Source organism: Streptomyces sp. bgisy027, assembly GCF_057710365.1.
On record NZ_JBYIVZ010000010.1, the window covers coordinates 158,133 to 174,081 of the forward strand.

Annotated in this window: 3 protein-coding genes; all 3 read left to right on the forward strand. The window is 74.3% G+C overall.

Features of this window, described 5'->3' with window-relative positions:
• Positions 1-42: 42 nt before the first annotated feature.
• Genes AC3ETA_RS13235 through AC3ETA_RS13245 form a run of 3 tightly spaced genes read left to right on the forward strand, consistent with a single transcriptional unit; the run spans position 43 to position 15,949 of the window.
• Positions 43-8,352, forward strand: a complete 8,310-nt coding sequence (locus tag AC3ETA_RS13235) for an amino acid adenylation domain-containing protein (protein WP_432193050.1) — start codon at positions 43-45, stop codon at positions 8,350-8,352.
• Positions 8,349-15,692 (forward strand): amino acid adenylation domain-containing protein, encoded by a 7,344-nt coding sequence (locus AC3ETA_RS13240; protein ID WP_432193051.1) that lies wholly within the window; start codon positions 8,349-8,351, stop codon positions 15,690-15,692. The genes AC3ETA_RS13235 and AC3ETA_RS13240 overlap by 4 nt, the downstream gene beginning before the upstream one ends.
• A gap of 50 nt (positions 15,693-15,742) precedes the next feature.
• Entirely contained in the window at positions 15,743-15,949 is a 207-nt protein-coding gene (locus AC3ETA_RS13245; protein WP_432193052.1) for an MbtH family protein, read from the forward strand.

Below are 15,949 nucleotides of genomic sequence, written 5' to 3' on the forward strand. Positions count from 1 at the left end.
GACGAATTGGTTGAGGCGCTGAGAATGACGGAGAGCAAAGCGATGACGACAAACCGAGGCGCCGTCCTCCCGCTCACCGCGGCGCAGGCCGAGATCTGGTTCGACGAACAGTTCGCGACCGGTCCGCTCGGCTACAACATGGCCGACTACATCGACCTGCGCGGACCGCTCGACGCGGACCTGCTCGGCCGGGCGCTGGGCCGGCTGGGCCACGAGGCCGAGGGCCTGCGCGTGCAGTTCGTGGAGGAGGACGGCGCCCCCGGCCAGATCATCCGGCCGCTCGCGCAACTCCCCCTGAAGCGGCTCGACTTCGCCGACGAGCCCGAGCCGAGCGTCGCCGCCGAGGCGTGGATGCGCGCCGACCACGCCGACCCCCTGAAGGTCACCGACTTCCCGCTGTTCCGCGGTGCCCTGATCCACCTCGGTCCCGAGCATCACCTGCTCTACCTGTGCATGCACCACATCCTGGCCGACGGGTTCAGCCGCGCCCTGCTCTACCCGAAGCTCGCCACCCTCTACACCCGGCTCGCGGCCGGCGAGGACGAGCACACCCTCGACGCCGACGCCATGCCGCCCTTCCACCGCCTGCTGGACGCCGAGCGCGACTACCTCGACTCCGCGCACGTCGAACGCGACCGCAAGCACTGGACCACCCGCCTCACCGCCGGCGCCCACGGCCCCGCACCCGAACTCGTCTCCCTCTCGGCCCGGCAGCCCGCCCCCGGCCGCAGCGCGCTGCGCCACACCGCCCGGCTGTCCGCCGAGGCCACCGACGCGGTACGCGCCCTCGCCCGGGACGGCAAGGTCACCATGCCCGTCGTCATGGTCGCCGCGGCCGCCGCCTACACCCGGCGCGCCACCGGCGTCGACCGCCCGCTGCTCACCCTGCCGGTGACCGGCCGGGTCGGCGCCGCCAGCCGCGAGATCCCCGGCATGCTCGCCAACTACCTGCCGCTCGCCGTGCCGGTACGCCCCGACACCACCCGCACCCAGCTGCTGCGCCAGGCGTGGATCGAGGTGTCCGGGGCGCTGAAGCACCAGCGCTACCGCGGTGACCGCGTCCGCCGGGACATCGGCCTGCGCACCGACGACCGGCGCCCCTTCGGACCGTTCATCAACGTCCTCAACCAGGACCCGGCGCTCGCCTTCACAAGCGCCTGCGACGGCACGATCGTCAACCTGTCCACCGGCATCGTCAACGACCTCATCATCACCGTCCTGAACACCACCGACGGCACGATGGAGATCCACCTCGACGGCAACCCGGAGCTGTACACCTCGGCCGAGCTGGCCACCCACCTCGCCCGCTTCGAGACCTTCCTCACCGACCTCGCCGCCCTGCCGGCCGACCATCCCGTGGGCCGGATCGGCCTGGGCGCCCCCGGCGAGCCCCGCGGTCTGCTCGGCACCTGGGACCGCGACGCCGAACAGGCCGACTACGAGGGGCTCGTGGAGCGCGTACGGGCCGTCGCCGAGACCTCGCCCGGTGCCGTCGCCGTGTCCGACGGCACCGAGAGCGTCACCTACCGCGAGCTGCTGACCCGCGCCGCGGGTGTGGCCGCCCGTCTGCGTGCCTCGGGCATGGAGCCCGGCGCGGTGGTCGCGATGCTCGCCGATCCCGGAGTTCCGTTCGTCGCCGGTGTCCTCGGCGTCCTGGGCGCGGGCGGCGCGTACCTGCCGCTGGACCCGACCGCCCCCGCCGCCCGCAACGCCGGCCTGCTCCAGGACAGCGGCGCCCGCCACCTCCTGACAGGCGCCACCCACGAGACTCCGGCCCCGGACGTCACCGCCCTCCCGCTCACCGACCCCGCCGACACCACCTGCACGACCGGACTCCCCGCCGTCGGCGGTGGTCTCGATCTGGCGTATGTGATGTTCACGTCGGGGTCGACGGGCCGTCCGAAGGGGGCGATGGTGCAGCGCTCGGGGATGGTGAATCACCTGTGGGCGAAGGTGGGGGAGCTGGACCTTGCTGCTGGTGAGGTGGTGGTGCAGAACGCTCCGCTGACGTTCGACGTGTCGGTGTGGCAGATGCTGGCGCCGCTGCTGGTGGGTGGTCGGGTGCGGGTGTCGGGTTCGGAGATGGCGGCGGATCCGTCGGGGCTGTTCGCGATGGTGCGTGCGGAGCGGGTGGCGGTGCTGGAGGTGGTGCCGTCGCTGCTGCGGGCCGCGCTGGATGCCTGGGATCTGGACGGGAGGGTGTCGGAGCTGCCGGATCTGCGGTGGCTGATGGTGACGGGTGAGGCGCTGCCGGCCGATCTGTGTGAGCGTTGGCATGCCCGGTATCCGCAGATCCCGTTGATGAATGCGTACGGTCCGACGGAGTGCTCGGACGATGTCACGCACGCGGTGGTCCGTGCCGAGGACGATCTCGGTGGCCGGGTGCCGATCGGCGGCGCGGTCCGCAACACACGGCTGTACGTCCTGAGCGACGAACTCCAGCCTGTTCCGGTCGGCGTCCCGGGTGAGTTGTACGTCGGTGGCGCCGGCGTCGGACGCGGCTATCTGCACGACCCGTCCCGCACCGCGGGCACGTTCATGGCCGACCCCTTCGGGCCCTCGGGCTCCCGTATGTACCGGACCGGCGACCGCGTGGTCCAACGCCCGGACGGGCAGCTGGAGTTCATCGAACGACGGGACCACCAGGTCAAGATCCGCGGGCGGCGCGTCGAGACCGGTGAGATCGAGGCCGTCATCCGCTCCCTGGAGAGCGTGGTGGACGCCGCGGTCGCCGTGCTGCCCGACGCGTCCGGCAATCCGCGTCTGGTCGGCTATCTGACCGGGCCGGGTGTGGACGCCGGTCAAGTGCGCGACGAGCTGGCTCAGTTGCTGCCCGCCTACATGATCCCGTCCACCTGGCTCGTCCTGGACGCCATGCCGCTCACGCCGAACGGCAAGCTCGACCGCAAGGCCCTGCCGCAGCCCGCGCTCGGCGGGCAGGACGCGGCGCGCGGGCCGCGTACCGAGCGCGAGCGGGTGCTGTGCGGGATCTACGCGGAGGTGCTCGGCACCCGGGACGTCGGGATCGACGAGGACTTCTTCGCGCTCGGCGGCGACAGCATCCGCTCCATCCAGGTCGTCAGCCGCGCCCGCAGCGCCGGCCTCGTGCTGACCACGCGGGACGTCTTCGACCACAAGACCGTCGCCGCGCTGGCCCGCGCCGCCGGCAGCCTCGACGCCGACGCGAGGCGCGAGCCGGAGGACGACTCGGGCGGCGTGGGGCCGTACGAACTCACGCCGATCATGGGGCAGTTGCACGAGGACACCCGGTCGCTGACCGGGCCCGTCGTCAAGTACAGCCAGCATGTCGTCGTGCATGTGCCGGCCGGGCTCGACGCCGAGCTGCTCGACGCAGCCCTGCACGCCCTGGTCGATCACCACGACGCCCTGCGCACCCGCGCCACCGAACCGGCACCCGGGCTGTGGCACACGGAGGTGCTGGAGCGCGGCGCGCTGGCCGGCGTACGGCTGGTGGCGAGCGCGGACGCGGGTGACGCGCGGGGCAAGGACCTGCTCGCGTTCGCCGAACGGCAGGCCGCGGCGGCGCGTGCGCGGCTGGACCCGGGCGCGGCGGTGATGCTCCAGGCAGTGCTGATCGACCCCGCCGCTTCCGACCGCGGGCCGGCGGGGGCTGGTCGCGCAGTTCCCCGGGCCCCTGGGGCGGTGGTCGGTTCGGCCGTTTCCGACTGTGGGTCGGTGGGGGCTGGTCGCGCAGTTCCCCGGGCCCCTGGGGCGGTGGTCGGTTCGGCCGTTTCCGACTGTGGGTCGGTGGGGGCTGGTCGCGCAGTTCCTCGCGCCTCTGGGGCGGTGGTCGGTTCGGCCGTTTCCGACTGTGGGTCGGTGGGGGCTGGTCGCGCAGTTCCCCGCGCCCCTGGGGCGGCTGCCGCCGGGCCGGGTTTCGGGAGTGTGGGGGACGGCGCTGCTGGGGCGGCGGCCCCTGGGCCGACCTTCAGGGGCGCGGGGAACTGCGCGACCAGCCCCCACCCACCCGCAGCCGGCGACGCACCCGAACCCACCCCTCCCGGCACCGCCCTCCTCGTGCTGTGCGGCCACCACCTCGTCGTGGACGGAGTCTCCTGGCGCATCTTCCTGCCCGACCTGGCAGCCGCCTGTGCGGCCCTCGCCGAGGGCCGCACCCCCGCACTCGACCCCGTCGGCACCTCCTACCGCGCCTGGTCCCGGCTGCTCGCCGAGCAGGCCCGCACCGAGGTGCGCGGCGCCGAACTCGCCCTGTGGCAGGGGATCCTGGACGGCCCCGACCCGCTGGTCGGCACCCGGCGCCTCGACCTCGCCAAGGACGTCCACGGCACCCGGCGCACCCTCCGTCTCGAACTCGGCCCCGACGTCACCGGCCCGCTGCTCACCGACGTCCCCGCCGCCTTCCACGCCGAGGTCAACGACGTCCTGCTGACCGGGCTCGCCCTGGCCGTCGCCGACTGGCGCCGCCGGCACGGCCACACCCACTACGCACAGACCCTGATCGAGCTGGAGGGCCACGGCCGCGAGCAGCTCACGGACGCCCTCGACCTGTCCCGCACCGTCGGCTGGTTCACCAGCGCCTTCCCGGTGCGGCTCGACCCCGGCGCCCTCGACTGGGACGAGGTGTGGGCGGGCGGCGCGGCCCTCGCCACCGCGCTCAAGCGGGTCAAGGAACAGCTGCGCGCCCTGCCCGACCGGGGCGTCGGCCACGGCCTGCTGCGCTACCTCAACCCGCACGCCGCCCGCGTCCTCGCCCGCTACGAGCGCCCCCAGCTCGGCTTCAACTACATGGGCCGCTTCGACGCCCGCGAGAACCGGCTGTGGGAACCCGCGGGCGGCGACGGCGTCGTCGGCACCGGCGCCCACCCCGCCATGCCGCTGCCGCACCTCCTCGACGTCACCCCGGCCACCGAGGACCGCCACGACGGCCCGCACCTGATCGCCAACTGGGCGTGGGCCGGGCAGGCGGTCGCCGAGGACGACGCCCGCGACATCGCCGAGACCTGGTTCCGCGCCCTGGACCTGCTGGTCCGGCACACCGCCGAGCCCGGCACGGGCGGCCGCACACCGTCCGACCTGCCGCTGGTCGACCTCACGCAGGACGAGATCGAGGCGTACGAGACCGAACTCGCGGATGCCGGCACCGCCCTGACCGACGTGCTGCCGCTCACCCCGCTCCAGCAGGGCCTGCTCTTCCACGCGGACTACGACCGCGACGCCACCGACGTCTACACCCTCCAGATCGTCGCCGAACTGGAGGGCGACATCGACCCGGCCGTGCTGCGCGCCGCCGGGCAGGCGCTCCTCGACCGGCATCCCAACCTGCGCGCCGCCTTCCGCGCCCGCGCCGGCGGCGACCCCGTGCAGCTCGTCCCCGACCACGCCGAACTGCCGTGGCAGGAGACCGACCTGCGCGATCTGCCGGAGCCGCAGCGCAGCGCCGAGCTCGACCGGATCACCGAGGCCGAGCGCACCCGCCGCTTCGACCTGACCGCCCCGCCGCTGCTGCGGTTCGCGCTGGTCACCCACGACGAGGGACGGCACCGCTTCATCTGGACCAGCCACCACATCCTCGTCGACGGCTGGTCGATGCCGCTGCTCGTGCGGGAGCTGTTCGCCCTGTGCCGCACGGACGCGGACGTCACGCTGCTGCCCGACCCGGCCCCGTACCGCGGCTACCTCGGCTGGCTCACCGGCCAGGACCGCGATGCGGCCCGCGCCGCCTGGCGGGACGCGCTGGACGGCGTCGACGAGCCGACCCTGCTCGTCCCCGCCGACCCCGACCGGGCCCCGGTCCTGCCCGAGGCCGTGCACGCCGAGGTGCCGCGCGAACTGACCGCCGCCCTGTCCGGCTGGGCCCGCACCCAGGGCCTCACCCTCAACACCGTCGTGCAGGGCTGCTGGGCGCTGCTGCTGGGCCGGCTCACCGGACGCCAGGACGTGGTCTTCGGCGCCGTCACCTCCGGCCGCCCGGCCGAGGTGCCCGACGTCGAGTCGATGATCGGCATGTTCCTCACCACCGTGCCGGTCCGCGTCCCGCTGGACCCCGGCGCCACCCTGACCGAGCTGCTGCACACCCTCCAGGACCGGCAGACCGCGCTCATGCCGCACGAGCACCTGGGCCTCGCCGAGATCCACAAGGCGGCCGGCCTCGCGGGCGAGGTCTTCGACACGGTGGTCCTCTTCGAGAACTTCCCGCTGGACGCGGACGGCACCGACCCGGGCGCCGACGGCGTCCGGGTGCTGCACACCGAGGCCAGGGACGCCCGCCACCACCCGCTCAGCATGGCGGTCTTCCCCGGCGACACACTGACGCTGCGGCTCGACTACGCACCCGACCGCCTCACCCGCGCCGACGTCGAACGCATCGCCCTGATGTTCCGGCACCTGCTGCGCACCGTCGCCGACCACCCCGCCCTGCCGCTCGCCTGGATCGACGTGACCGCGCCGACGACCATCGCCGGACCCGGCGCTCCCGGCGAACTCGGCGGTCTGCTCGGCACCTGGGACCCCTCGGTCCCCGAGGAGAGCCTCGGCGTCGTCGAGCGGGTGCGCGCGGTCGCGGACCGCATCCCCGACGAGCCCGCGGTGACGGACGGCACGACCTCCCTCGCCTACCGGGAACTCGTCGAGACGGCCGGCGGCCTCTCCGCCCGCGTCACCGCGGCCGGGGCCACCACCGGCTCCGTGATCGCGATGCTCGCCGATCCCGGCGTGCCGTTCGTGACGGGCGTGCTCGGCGTCCTGGGCGCGGGCGGCGCGTACCTGCCGCTGGACCCGACCGCCCCCGCCGCCCGCAACGCCGGCCTGCTGCGGGACAGCGGCGCCCGGTACCTGCTGGTGGGAACGGCGTACGAGGCACAGGCCCGCGAGATCGCCGGTGACGTCACCGTCCTCGTCCTGGAGGACAACCTCACCGACCGTGCCCTGCCACCCGCCGTCGGCGGTGGTCTCGATCTGGCGTATGTGATGTTCACGTCGGGGTCGACGGGCCGTCCGAAGGGGGCGATGGTGCAGCGCTCGGGGATGGTGAATCACCTGTGGGCGAAGGTGGGGGATCTGGACCTTGCTGCCGGTGAGGTGGTGGTGCAGAACGCTCCGCTGACGTTCGACGTGTCGGTGTGGCAGATGCTGGCGCCGCTGCTGGTGGGTGGTCGGGTGCGGGTGTCGGGTTCGGAGATGGCGGCGGATCCGTCGGGGCTGTTCGCGATGGTGCGTGCGGAGCGGGTGGCGGTGCTGGAGGTGGTGCCGTCGTTGCTGCGGGCCGCGCTGGATGCCTGGGATCTGGACGGGCGGGTCCCGGAGCTGCCGGATCTGCGGTGGCTGATGGTGACGGGTGAGGCGCTGCCGGCCGATCTGTGCGAGCGTTGGCATGCCCGGTATCCGCAGATCCCGTTGATGAATGCGTACGGTCCGACGGAGTGCTCGGACGATGTCACGCATGCGGTGATCCGTGCCGAGGACGATCTCGGTGGCCGGGTGCCGATCGGCGGCGCGGTCCGCAACACACGGCTGTACGTCCTGAGCGACGAACTCCAGCCGGTCCCCGCGGGCATACCCGGTGAGCTCTACGTCGGTGGCGCCGGCGTCGGACGCGGGTACCTAGACGACCCGGCGCGCACGGCCGGCACCTTCATGGCGGATCCGTTCGCCGGACCCGGCACGCGGATGTACCGGACCGGCGACCGCGTGGTCCAACGCCAGGACGGGCAGCTGGAGTTCGTCGAACGACGGGACCACCAGGTCAAGATCCGCGGCCGGCGCGTCGAACTCGGCGAGATCGAGGCCGCCGTACGAGGGCTCTACCAGGTGACCGACGCCGCCGTGGCCGTCGTACCCGACGCGTCCGGCAATCCGCGTCTGGTCGGCTATCTGACCGGGCCGGGTGTGGACTCCGGTCAAGTGCGGGACGCGCTGGCGCAGTTGCTGCCCGCCTACATGATCCCGTCCACCTGGCTCGTCCTGGACGCCATGCCGCTCACGCCGAACGGCAAGCTCGACCGCAAGGCCCTGCCCCTGCCGGAGCGGGCGGACGAGGCGGAGCGGGCGCGTGGGCCGCGTGACGAGCGCGAGGAGATCCTCTGCGGGATCCTCGCCGAGGTGCTCGGCATGCCGGCCGTCGGCGTCGACGAGGACTTCTTCGCGCTCGGCGGCGACAGCATCCGCTCCATCCAGGTCGTCAGCCGCGCCCGCACCGCCGGCCTCGCCCTGACCACGCGGGACGTCTTCACGCACCGTACGGCCGCCGAGCTCGCCCGTGCCGCGGGCGGCGTCGAGGCCGAGCCCGCCCCGGAGCCCGAGGGCGACCTGATCGAGCTGACCGACGAGGAACTCGCCGATCTGGAATTCGAGTTGAGTGAGGATCTGTCGTGACCGAGCCGACGAACGCGACGAAGAGCGGCCCCAGATCGAGGATCAGCGCGGTGCTGCCGCTCTCCCCGCTCCAGCAGGGACTGCTCTTCCTCTCCTCCTACGACCGCACCGCCCCGGACCTCTACACCCTCCAGTTCGTCGCGGACATCGACGGCGACGCAGCCGACCTGGAGCGCCGGCTGCGCACCGCGTCCGCCGCGCTGCTGCGCCGTCACCCCAACCTGCGGGCCTGCTTCCGCAACCGCAAGAACGGCGAGCCCGTCCAGGTCGTCCCGCACGAGGACGAGGTGCGGCCGCCGTGGGCGGTGCACGACCTCACCGACCTGCCCGAGGAGGAGCGCGAGACGCGGGCCCGGCGGATCGCCCGGGAGGACCGGCTGCGGCGGATCGACCCGGCCCGCCCGCCGCTGATGCGGTTCGCGCTGCTGCGGCTCGGCGAGCGCCGCTGCCGGCTGGTGTGGTCCGTGCACCACATCCTGGTCGACGGCTGGTCGCTGCCGCTGGCCGTGCGTGAGCTGACCCTCCTCGCGGACGAGCGCGGCGCGGCGGCCCTGCCCGAGCCGGCCGGCTACCGGTCCTTCCTGAACTGGCTCGGCACCCGCGACCGTGCCGCGGCCCGCGCGGCCTGGGCGGGACTGCTGGACGGGCTCGACGGCCCCGTGCGGGTCGCGCCGGAGGCGACCGGCACGGACACCGAACTGCCCCAGTCCGTAAGGGACTTCCTGCCCGAGCGGGAGACGGCGGCCCTCACGGCCTGGGCGCGCGGGCGCGGGCTCACCCTCAACTCCGTGGTGCAGGGCTGCTGGGCGGTGCTCCTGGGCCGGCTCACCGGCCGCGAGGACGTCGTCCTCGGCGCCGTCACCTCCGGGCGGCCCGCCGAGGTGCCGGGTGTCGAGTCGATGATCGGGCTGTTCGCCAACACCCTTCCGGTACGGGCCGACGTGCGGCCCCAGCGGCGGGCGAGCGAGCTGATCGAGGAGCTGGCCCGGCAGCAGCTGGCGATGATGCCGCACGAGCACCTGCCGCTCGCCGAGGTCCAGTCCGCCGGCGGCATCCAGGGCGAACTCTTCGACACCGTCCTCGCCTTCCAGAGCTACCCCCTGGACGAGGAGGGCCTGCGCCGGGAGACCGGCGGAGCGGTGAGCGCGGCCCGGGTGCACTCGGCCACCCACTACCCGCTCCACCTCACGGTCCTGCCGGGGGAGCGGCTGGAGATGCAGCTGGCGTACCGGAGTTCGGTGCCGGGCGCGGAGAGCGTCCTCGGCCGGCTCGTGCGGGTCCTGCGCCAGGTCGCCGACGACCCGGACGTCCTCCTCGCCCGGCTCGGCGGCCTCGACCCGGCCGAGGAGCGGCGGATCCTCACCGAGTGGAGCGGCTCCGCGCAGTCCGGTCCGGCCCCCGCCCGCCGTACGACGATCCCGGAGCTGTTCGCCGAGCGGGCCGCGCGCACGCCCGGCGCGGTGGCGGTGACCGCCGGCACCGCGAGCCTCACCTACCGGGAGCTGGACGAGCGCGCCAACCGGCTCGCGCACCTGCTCGCCGACCGGGGCGCCGGGCCCGAGACGTTCGTGGCGATCGCGCTGCCGCGGAGCGCCGACCTGATCGTCGCCGTCCTCGCGGTCCTGAAGTCGGGCGCCGCCTACCTCCCCCTCGAACCCGCCCACCCGGCCGACCGCGTCGCCCACACCCTGCGCGACGCACGCCCCGTGCTGCTGCTGACCGGTGCCGGCGCCGACCTGCCCGTAGTCCCCGACCTGCCGCGCGTCGACCTCGCCGCCGACGCGACCCGGGCCGCGCTCGCCGCCTGCCCCGCCACCGACCCCCGCGCGGCCGTGGCGCCCGAGCACGCGGCGTACGTCATCTACACCTCCGGCTCCACCGGCCGCCCCAAGGGCGTGGTCGTCCCGCACCGGAACGTCGTGCGGCTGCTCGACGCCACCGACGACTGGTTCGGCTTCGGGCCCGACGACGTGTGGACGCTGTTCCACTCCATCGCCTTCGACTTCACCGTCTGGGAGCTGTGGGGCGCCCTGCTGTACGGCGGCCGTCTCGTCGTCGTGCCGTACGACGTCTCCCGCTCGCCCGACGCCTTCCGCGAGCTGCTCGCCCGCGAACGGGTCACCGTCCTGAACCAGACCCCGTCCGCCTTCTACCAGCTGATGCGCGCCGACGCCGAGACGAGGAGCGAACTCGCGCTGCGATACGTGGTGTTCGGCGGTGAGGCCCTCGACATCGGCCGGCTCGGCGACTGGTACGCACGGCACGCCGACGACGCCCCGCGCCTGGTCAACATGTACGGCATCACCGAGACCACGGTCCACGTCTCCCACCAGGAGCTGGACGCCGCCACGGCCGCCGCCGGCGGGGGCGGCGTCATCGGGCGCGGCATCCCCGACCTGCGGGTGTACGTCCTCGACGGAGCCCTGCGCCCGGTGGCGGCCGGCGTGCCCGGCGAGCTGTACGTCGCCGGTCCCGGCCTCGCGCGCGGCTACCTGGGCCGCCCCGACCTCACCGCCGACCGCTTCGTGGCCTGCCCCTTCGGACCGGCCGGCGCGCGCATGTACCGCACCGGCGACCTCGGCCGGTGGCGGGCCGACGGCACCCTCGCATACCTGGGCCGCGCCGACCAGCAGGTCCAGCTGCGCGGCTTCCGCATCGAACTCGGCGAGATCGCCACGGTCCTCGGCCGCCACCCAGGCGTCGCCGAGGCGGCGGTCGTGGCACGGGAGGACCGTCCGGGGGACCAGCGGCTGGTGGCGTACGTGGTCTCGGAAGCCGAACTGGGTACTGAGCTGCGAGAGTTCGCAAGCACCCGGCTCCCCGACTACATGGTCCCCTCGGCCGTCGTACGACTCCCCGCGATCCCCCTGACCGCCAACGGCAAGCTCGACCGCCGCGCCCTGCCGGCGCCCGAGTACGCCACCTCCGACCGCGCCCCGCGCACCCGCGAGGAAGAGACGCTGAGCGCGGTCTTCGCCGAGGTGCTCGGGCTCGAACGCGTCGGCGTCGACGACGACTTCTTCGCACTCGGCGGCCACTCCCTCCTCGCCACCCGCATCGTCAACCGCGCCCGCGCCGAGCTGGGCGCCGAGCTGGGCATCCGCGACCTCTTCGAGGCCCCGTCGGTGTCCGCGCTGGCCGCCCGGATCCCCACGGCCGACCCCGGCCGCCCACCCCTCACCACCCGCCCCCGTCCCGACACGCTCCCCCTGTCCTACGCCCAGCAGCGCCTGTGGTTCATCGAACACCTCGGCGCCCCCGACGGCCTCTACAACATCCCGCTGGCGGTACGACTGTCGGGACCGCTGGACGTGCCGGCGCTGGAGGCGGCGCTGGGAGACGTGGTGGCCCGCCACGAGTCGCTGCGGACGGTGTTCCCGGCGCGGGCGGGGACTGTGTCCGACCCGGACGGCAGCGCCGTTCAGGGGCGCGGGGAACTGCGCGACCAGCCAGGGCAGACCCGCAGCCGGCACACCACGCGGCACGGCACGTCCGCACGCGCCATCGGCCCCGCCGAACAGCGCGTCCTCCCGCCGGCCGAAGCCCCCGTCCCCCTGCCGGTCACCACCGTCGACGAGGCCGCCCTGCCCGACGCACTGGCCATGGAGGCGGCCCGCGGCTTCGGCCTGGAGCACGAAATCCCGGTCAGAGCACACCTCTTCACCCTCACCCCCGACGACCACGTCCTCCTCCTCGTCCTGCACCACATCGCCGCCGACCGCTGGTCGCTGGCCCCCCTCACCCGCGACCTGACCACGGCCTACGAGTCCCGCCGCACCGGCCGGACCCCCGAACTCCCCCCACTGGCCGTGCAGTACGCCGACTACACCCTCTGGCAGCGCGACCTGCTCGGCGACGAGACCGACCCCGACAGCGAACTCGCCCGCCAGCTCGCGCACTGGAGGAAGGCCCTCGACGGCCTCCCCGAGGAACTCCAGCTCCCCTTCGACCTCCCGCGAGGCACCCGCTCCGGCCACCACGGCGGCCTCGTGCACGCCGACGCTCCCCGAGAACTGGTCACGGCGCTGCGGCACCTCGCGGCCGACTGGGGCGTCAGCGTGTTCATGGTGCTCCAGGCCGCCCTCGCCGCCCTGCTCACCCGGCTCGGCGCGGGCACCGACATCCCGCTCGGCTCCCCGGTGGCGGGCCGCGCCGACGAGCGCCTCGACGACCTGGTCGGCATGTTCGTCAACACGCTCGTGCTGCGCACCGACACCGGGGGAGACCCTGGCTTCCGCGAACTCGTCGCGCGCGTACGCGAGTTCGATCTTGCCGCATACCGCAACCAGGACGTGCCGTTCGAGAAGCTGGTCGAGGTGCTCAACCCCGAGCGGTCGATGTCCCGGCACCCCCTGTTCCAGGTGATGCTCGGCCACCAGCAGGAGGCCGACCTGCCGCAGGGCGCCACGAGCGGCGGCCTGTCGGTACGGCCGCAGGAGGTGCCCGGGGCCACCGCCAAGTGGGACCTGTTCTTCCAGCTCACCGAGGAGGGCACCGACGGTCTCTCGCTGGCCCTGGAGTACCGCACCGACCTCTTCGAGCCCGCCACCGCCCGCCGGATCGCCGACTCCTACCTGCGGCTGCTCGCCGCCGCGCTCGCCGAACCCGGCCTGCCCCTGTCCCGACTGGACCTCCTCGACCCCGCCGAGCGCACCGGCCTGCTGGCCCGCGGCACCCGCCGCACCGGCACCGAACGCACCACCCTCACCGAGCTGGTGGCCCGCCGGGTCGCCGCCGCCCCGGACGCGGTGGCCCTGGTCCACGCCGACCCCGGCGGGGCCCTGGTCAGCACGACGTACGCCGACCTCGACGCCGCCGCCAACCGGCTCGCGCACCTGCTCACCGGGCGCGGCATCGGCCGCGGCGACCTGGTCGCGCTGTGCCTGGAACGCGGACCGGCCACCGTGACGGCGCTGCTGGCCATCGCCCGGACCGGCGCGGCGTACCTGCCGCTGGACCCGGCGTATCCGGCGGAGCGGATGCGCGGGATGCTCGCCGACAGCGGCGCCCGGCTGCTGCTGACCCAGGAGTCGCTGGCGCAAGCTGTGGACCCGTTCCGGGCCGAACGCGTCGTCCTCGACGACCCCGCCGTCCGCGGCAGCCTGATCCACCTCCCGGTGACCCCGCCCGCCGTCGCCCCGCCGGCCCCGGACGACCTCCTCTACGTCATCTACACCTCCGGCTCCACCGGCCGGCCCAAGGGCGTCGCCGTCTCGCACCGCGCCGCCGCACGGCTCGTACAGGGCCTGCCCGAGCTGGAGTTCGGCCCGCACGACACCTTCCTGTACTTCGCGCCGGTCGCCTTCGACGCGTCCACCTTCGAGATCTGGGGGCCGCTGACCCAGGGCGCCCGGCTGGCGATCTGTCCGCCGGGACCCGCCGACCCCGAGGCGCTCGGGGAGTTCTGCGGCCGGGCCGGGGTGAGCGTCGCCTTCCTCACCACCCAGTTCGTCAACGCGGTCGCCGACACCCGGCCCGCCGCGCTCGCCCCGCTGCGGATCCTGCTCACCGGCGGCGAGGCGCACTCCCGCGACCACCTCCAACGGCTGCGGGCCGCGCTGCCGGACACCCGCGTGTACAACGTCTACGGCCCGACCGAGACCACCACCTTCGCCACCCTCCAGGACCTCGCCGCCGCCGCGGACACCCCGGTGAGCGTGCCCATCGGGCTGCCCATCGGCGACACCTCCGCCTACGTCCTGGACGAGGCCCTGCGGCCGGTGCCGCGCGGCGTCGTCGGCGAGCTGTACCTCGCGGGGCCGGGGCTCGCCCTCGGGTACCTCGGGCGGCCGGCGGCGACCGCGGAACGGTTCGTGGCCTGCCCGTTCGGGGAGCCCGGCGAGCGCATGTACCGCACGGGGGACCTGGTGCGCTGGGACTCCCGCGGCCGCATCGACTACGTCGGCCGGGCCGACCAGCAGGTGAAGATCCGCGGCTTCCGCATCGAACCCGGCGAGATCGAACGCCACCTGACGGCGCACGTCGATGTCGCGCGGGCCGCGGTCCTCGCCCCCGCCGGGCCCGGCGGACAGCGCCACCTGGTCGCCTACGTCGTCCCCGCGGACGGCCGTGCGGCGCCGGAACCGGGCGAGCTGCGCGCGCACCTGGCCCGCACCCTGCCCGGTTACATGGTGCCCGGCGCCTTCGTCCCGCTGGCCGACCTGCCGCTCACCCCGAACGGGAAGCTCGACGTCCGGGCCCTGCCGGCCGCCGAGGCCGCTCCCGCCGACCGCGTCGTACGGCCGCCGGGGAGCGAGGCGGAGCGGGTGCTGTGCGAAGCCGTCGCCGAGGTGCTCGGGTGCGGGGCGGTCGGTCCGGACGACGGGTTCTTCGCGCTGGGCGGGGACAGTCTGAAGGCGATTCTGCTGGTGGGCGCCGCCGGTCGGGCCGGGTTGCGGATCGGTCTCGCGGCGGTGTTCGAGCACCGGACGTTGCAGGCTCTGGCCGAGAGCGGCGAGGCGGCTCGTCGGTCGGGTGCGGCGCCGTCGGGGCCGGTCGCGCCCGCGCGGCGGAGCCGCGCAGGTCACAGCCCCGCGCCCCTGTGGGGCGCTCCGGTGCTGCCGATTCGCTCCACCGGCTCCCGACCCCCGCTGTTCTGCGTCCACGGCGGGCTCGGCTTCGGGATCCCCTTCGCCGCGCTCGTCGGGCATCTCGACCCCGAGCAGCCCGTGTTCGCGCTCCAGGCCCGCGGACTCGACGGCGACGAGCCGCTGCCCGGCGATCTCGCCGAGGTCGCCGACGAGTACGTGGAGCGGATCCGGGGCGTGCAGCCCAGTGGGCCGTACCACCTGCTCGGCTGGTCCTACGGCGGAGTCGTCGCCCATGAGATGGCGGTGCGGCTGCGGGCGGCCGGCGAGGAAGTGGCCTATCTCGCCAACCTGGACGCCTTTCCCGACGACGCGCACGGCGCGGCGCCGACCGACGAGGAGTTCCTCGCGGACTTCCTCACCGAGGCGGGCGTCGGCACGGACGGCGTCGGCCGGCTCACCCCGGCCGCCGTCGCCGCGCACCTCGAGCGCACCGGCGGCCCGCTCGCCGGGCTCGGCGCGGCGACGCTGGAGCGGCTCATCGGCGTCATGCGCAACAACCTCGCCCTGTTCCAGCGGTTCACGCCCGGCCGGTTCGACGGCTGCCCCATGACGCTGTTCCTGGCGACCGGCGGCGGCCTCGGCCAGGAGGAACGCGCGCTGCGCAGCAAGAGCTGGGAGCCGCACCTCGCCGGGGCCCCCGACGTGCACGACGTCGACTGCGGCCACCAGCAGATGCTCGGCCCCGGCCCGGCGGCGGTCATCGGCCGTCGCGTCGAGCGCGACCTCGCCGCGCTGACGGCCGCCCGCTGAACCCACGTACCCGAATGTCCGACCCATCCGCACAGATCTGGAGAACCGTCATGGCCAACCCCTTCGACAACGAGGACGGCACCTTCCTCGTCCTCGTCAACGACGAGGGGCAGCACTCCCTGTGGCCGTCCTTCGCCGCCGTGCCCGACGGCTGGCGGGTGGCGCTCGACGCGAGCGACCGGGCCACCGCCGTCGCCTACGTGGAGAGCAACTGGACCGACATGCGTCCGCTCAGCCTCCAGCGGCCGGCGGGCTGA

Coding starts and splice junctions, on each gene's coding strand:
- AC3ETA_RS13235 (WP_432193050.1), top strand. CDS start 43: ATGACGACAAACCGAGGCGCCGTCCTCCCGCTCACCGCGGCGCAGGCC.
- AC3ETA_RS13245 (WP_432193052.1), top strand. CDS start 15,743: ATGGCCAACCCCTTCGACAACGAGGACGGCACCTTCCTCGTCCTCGTC.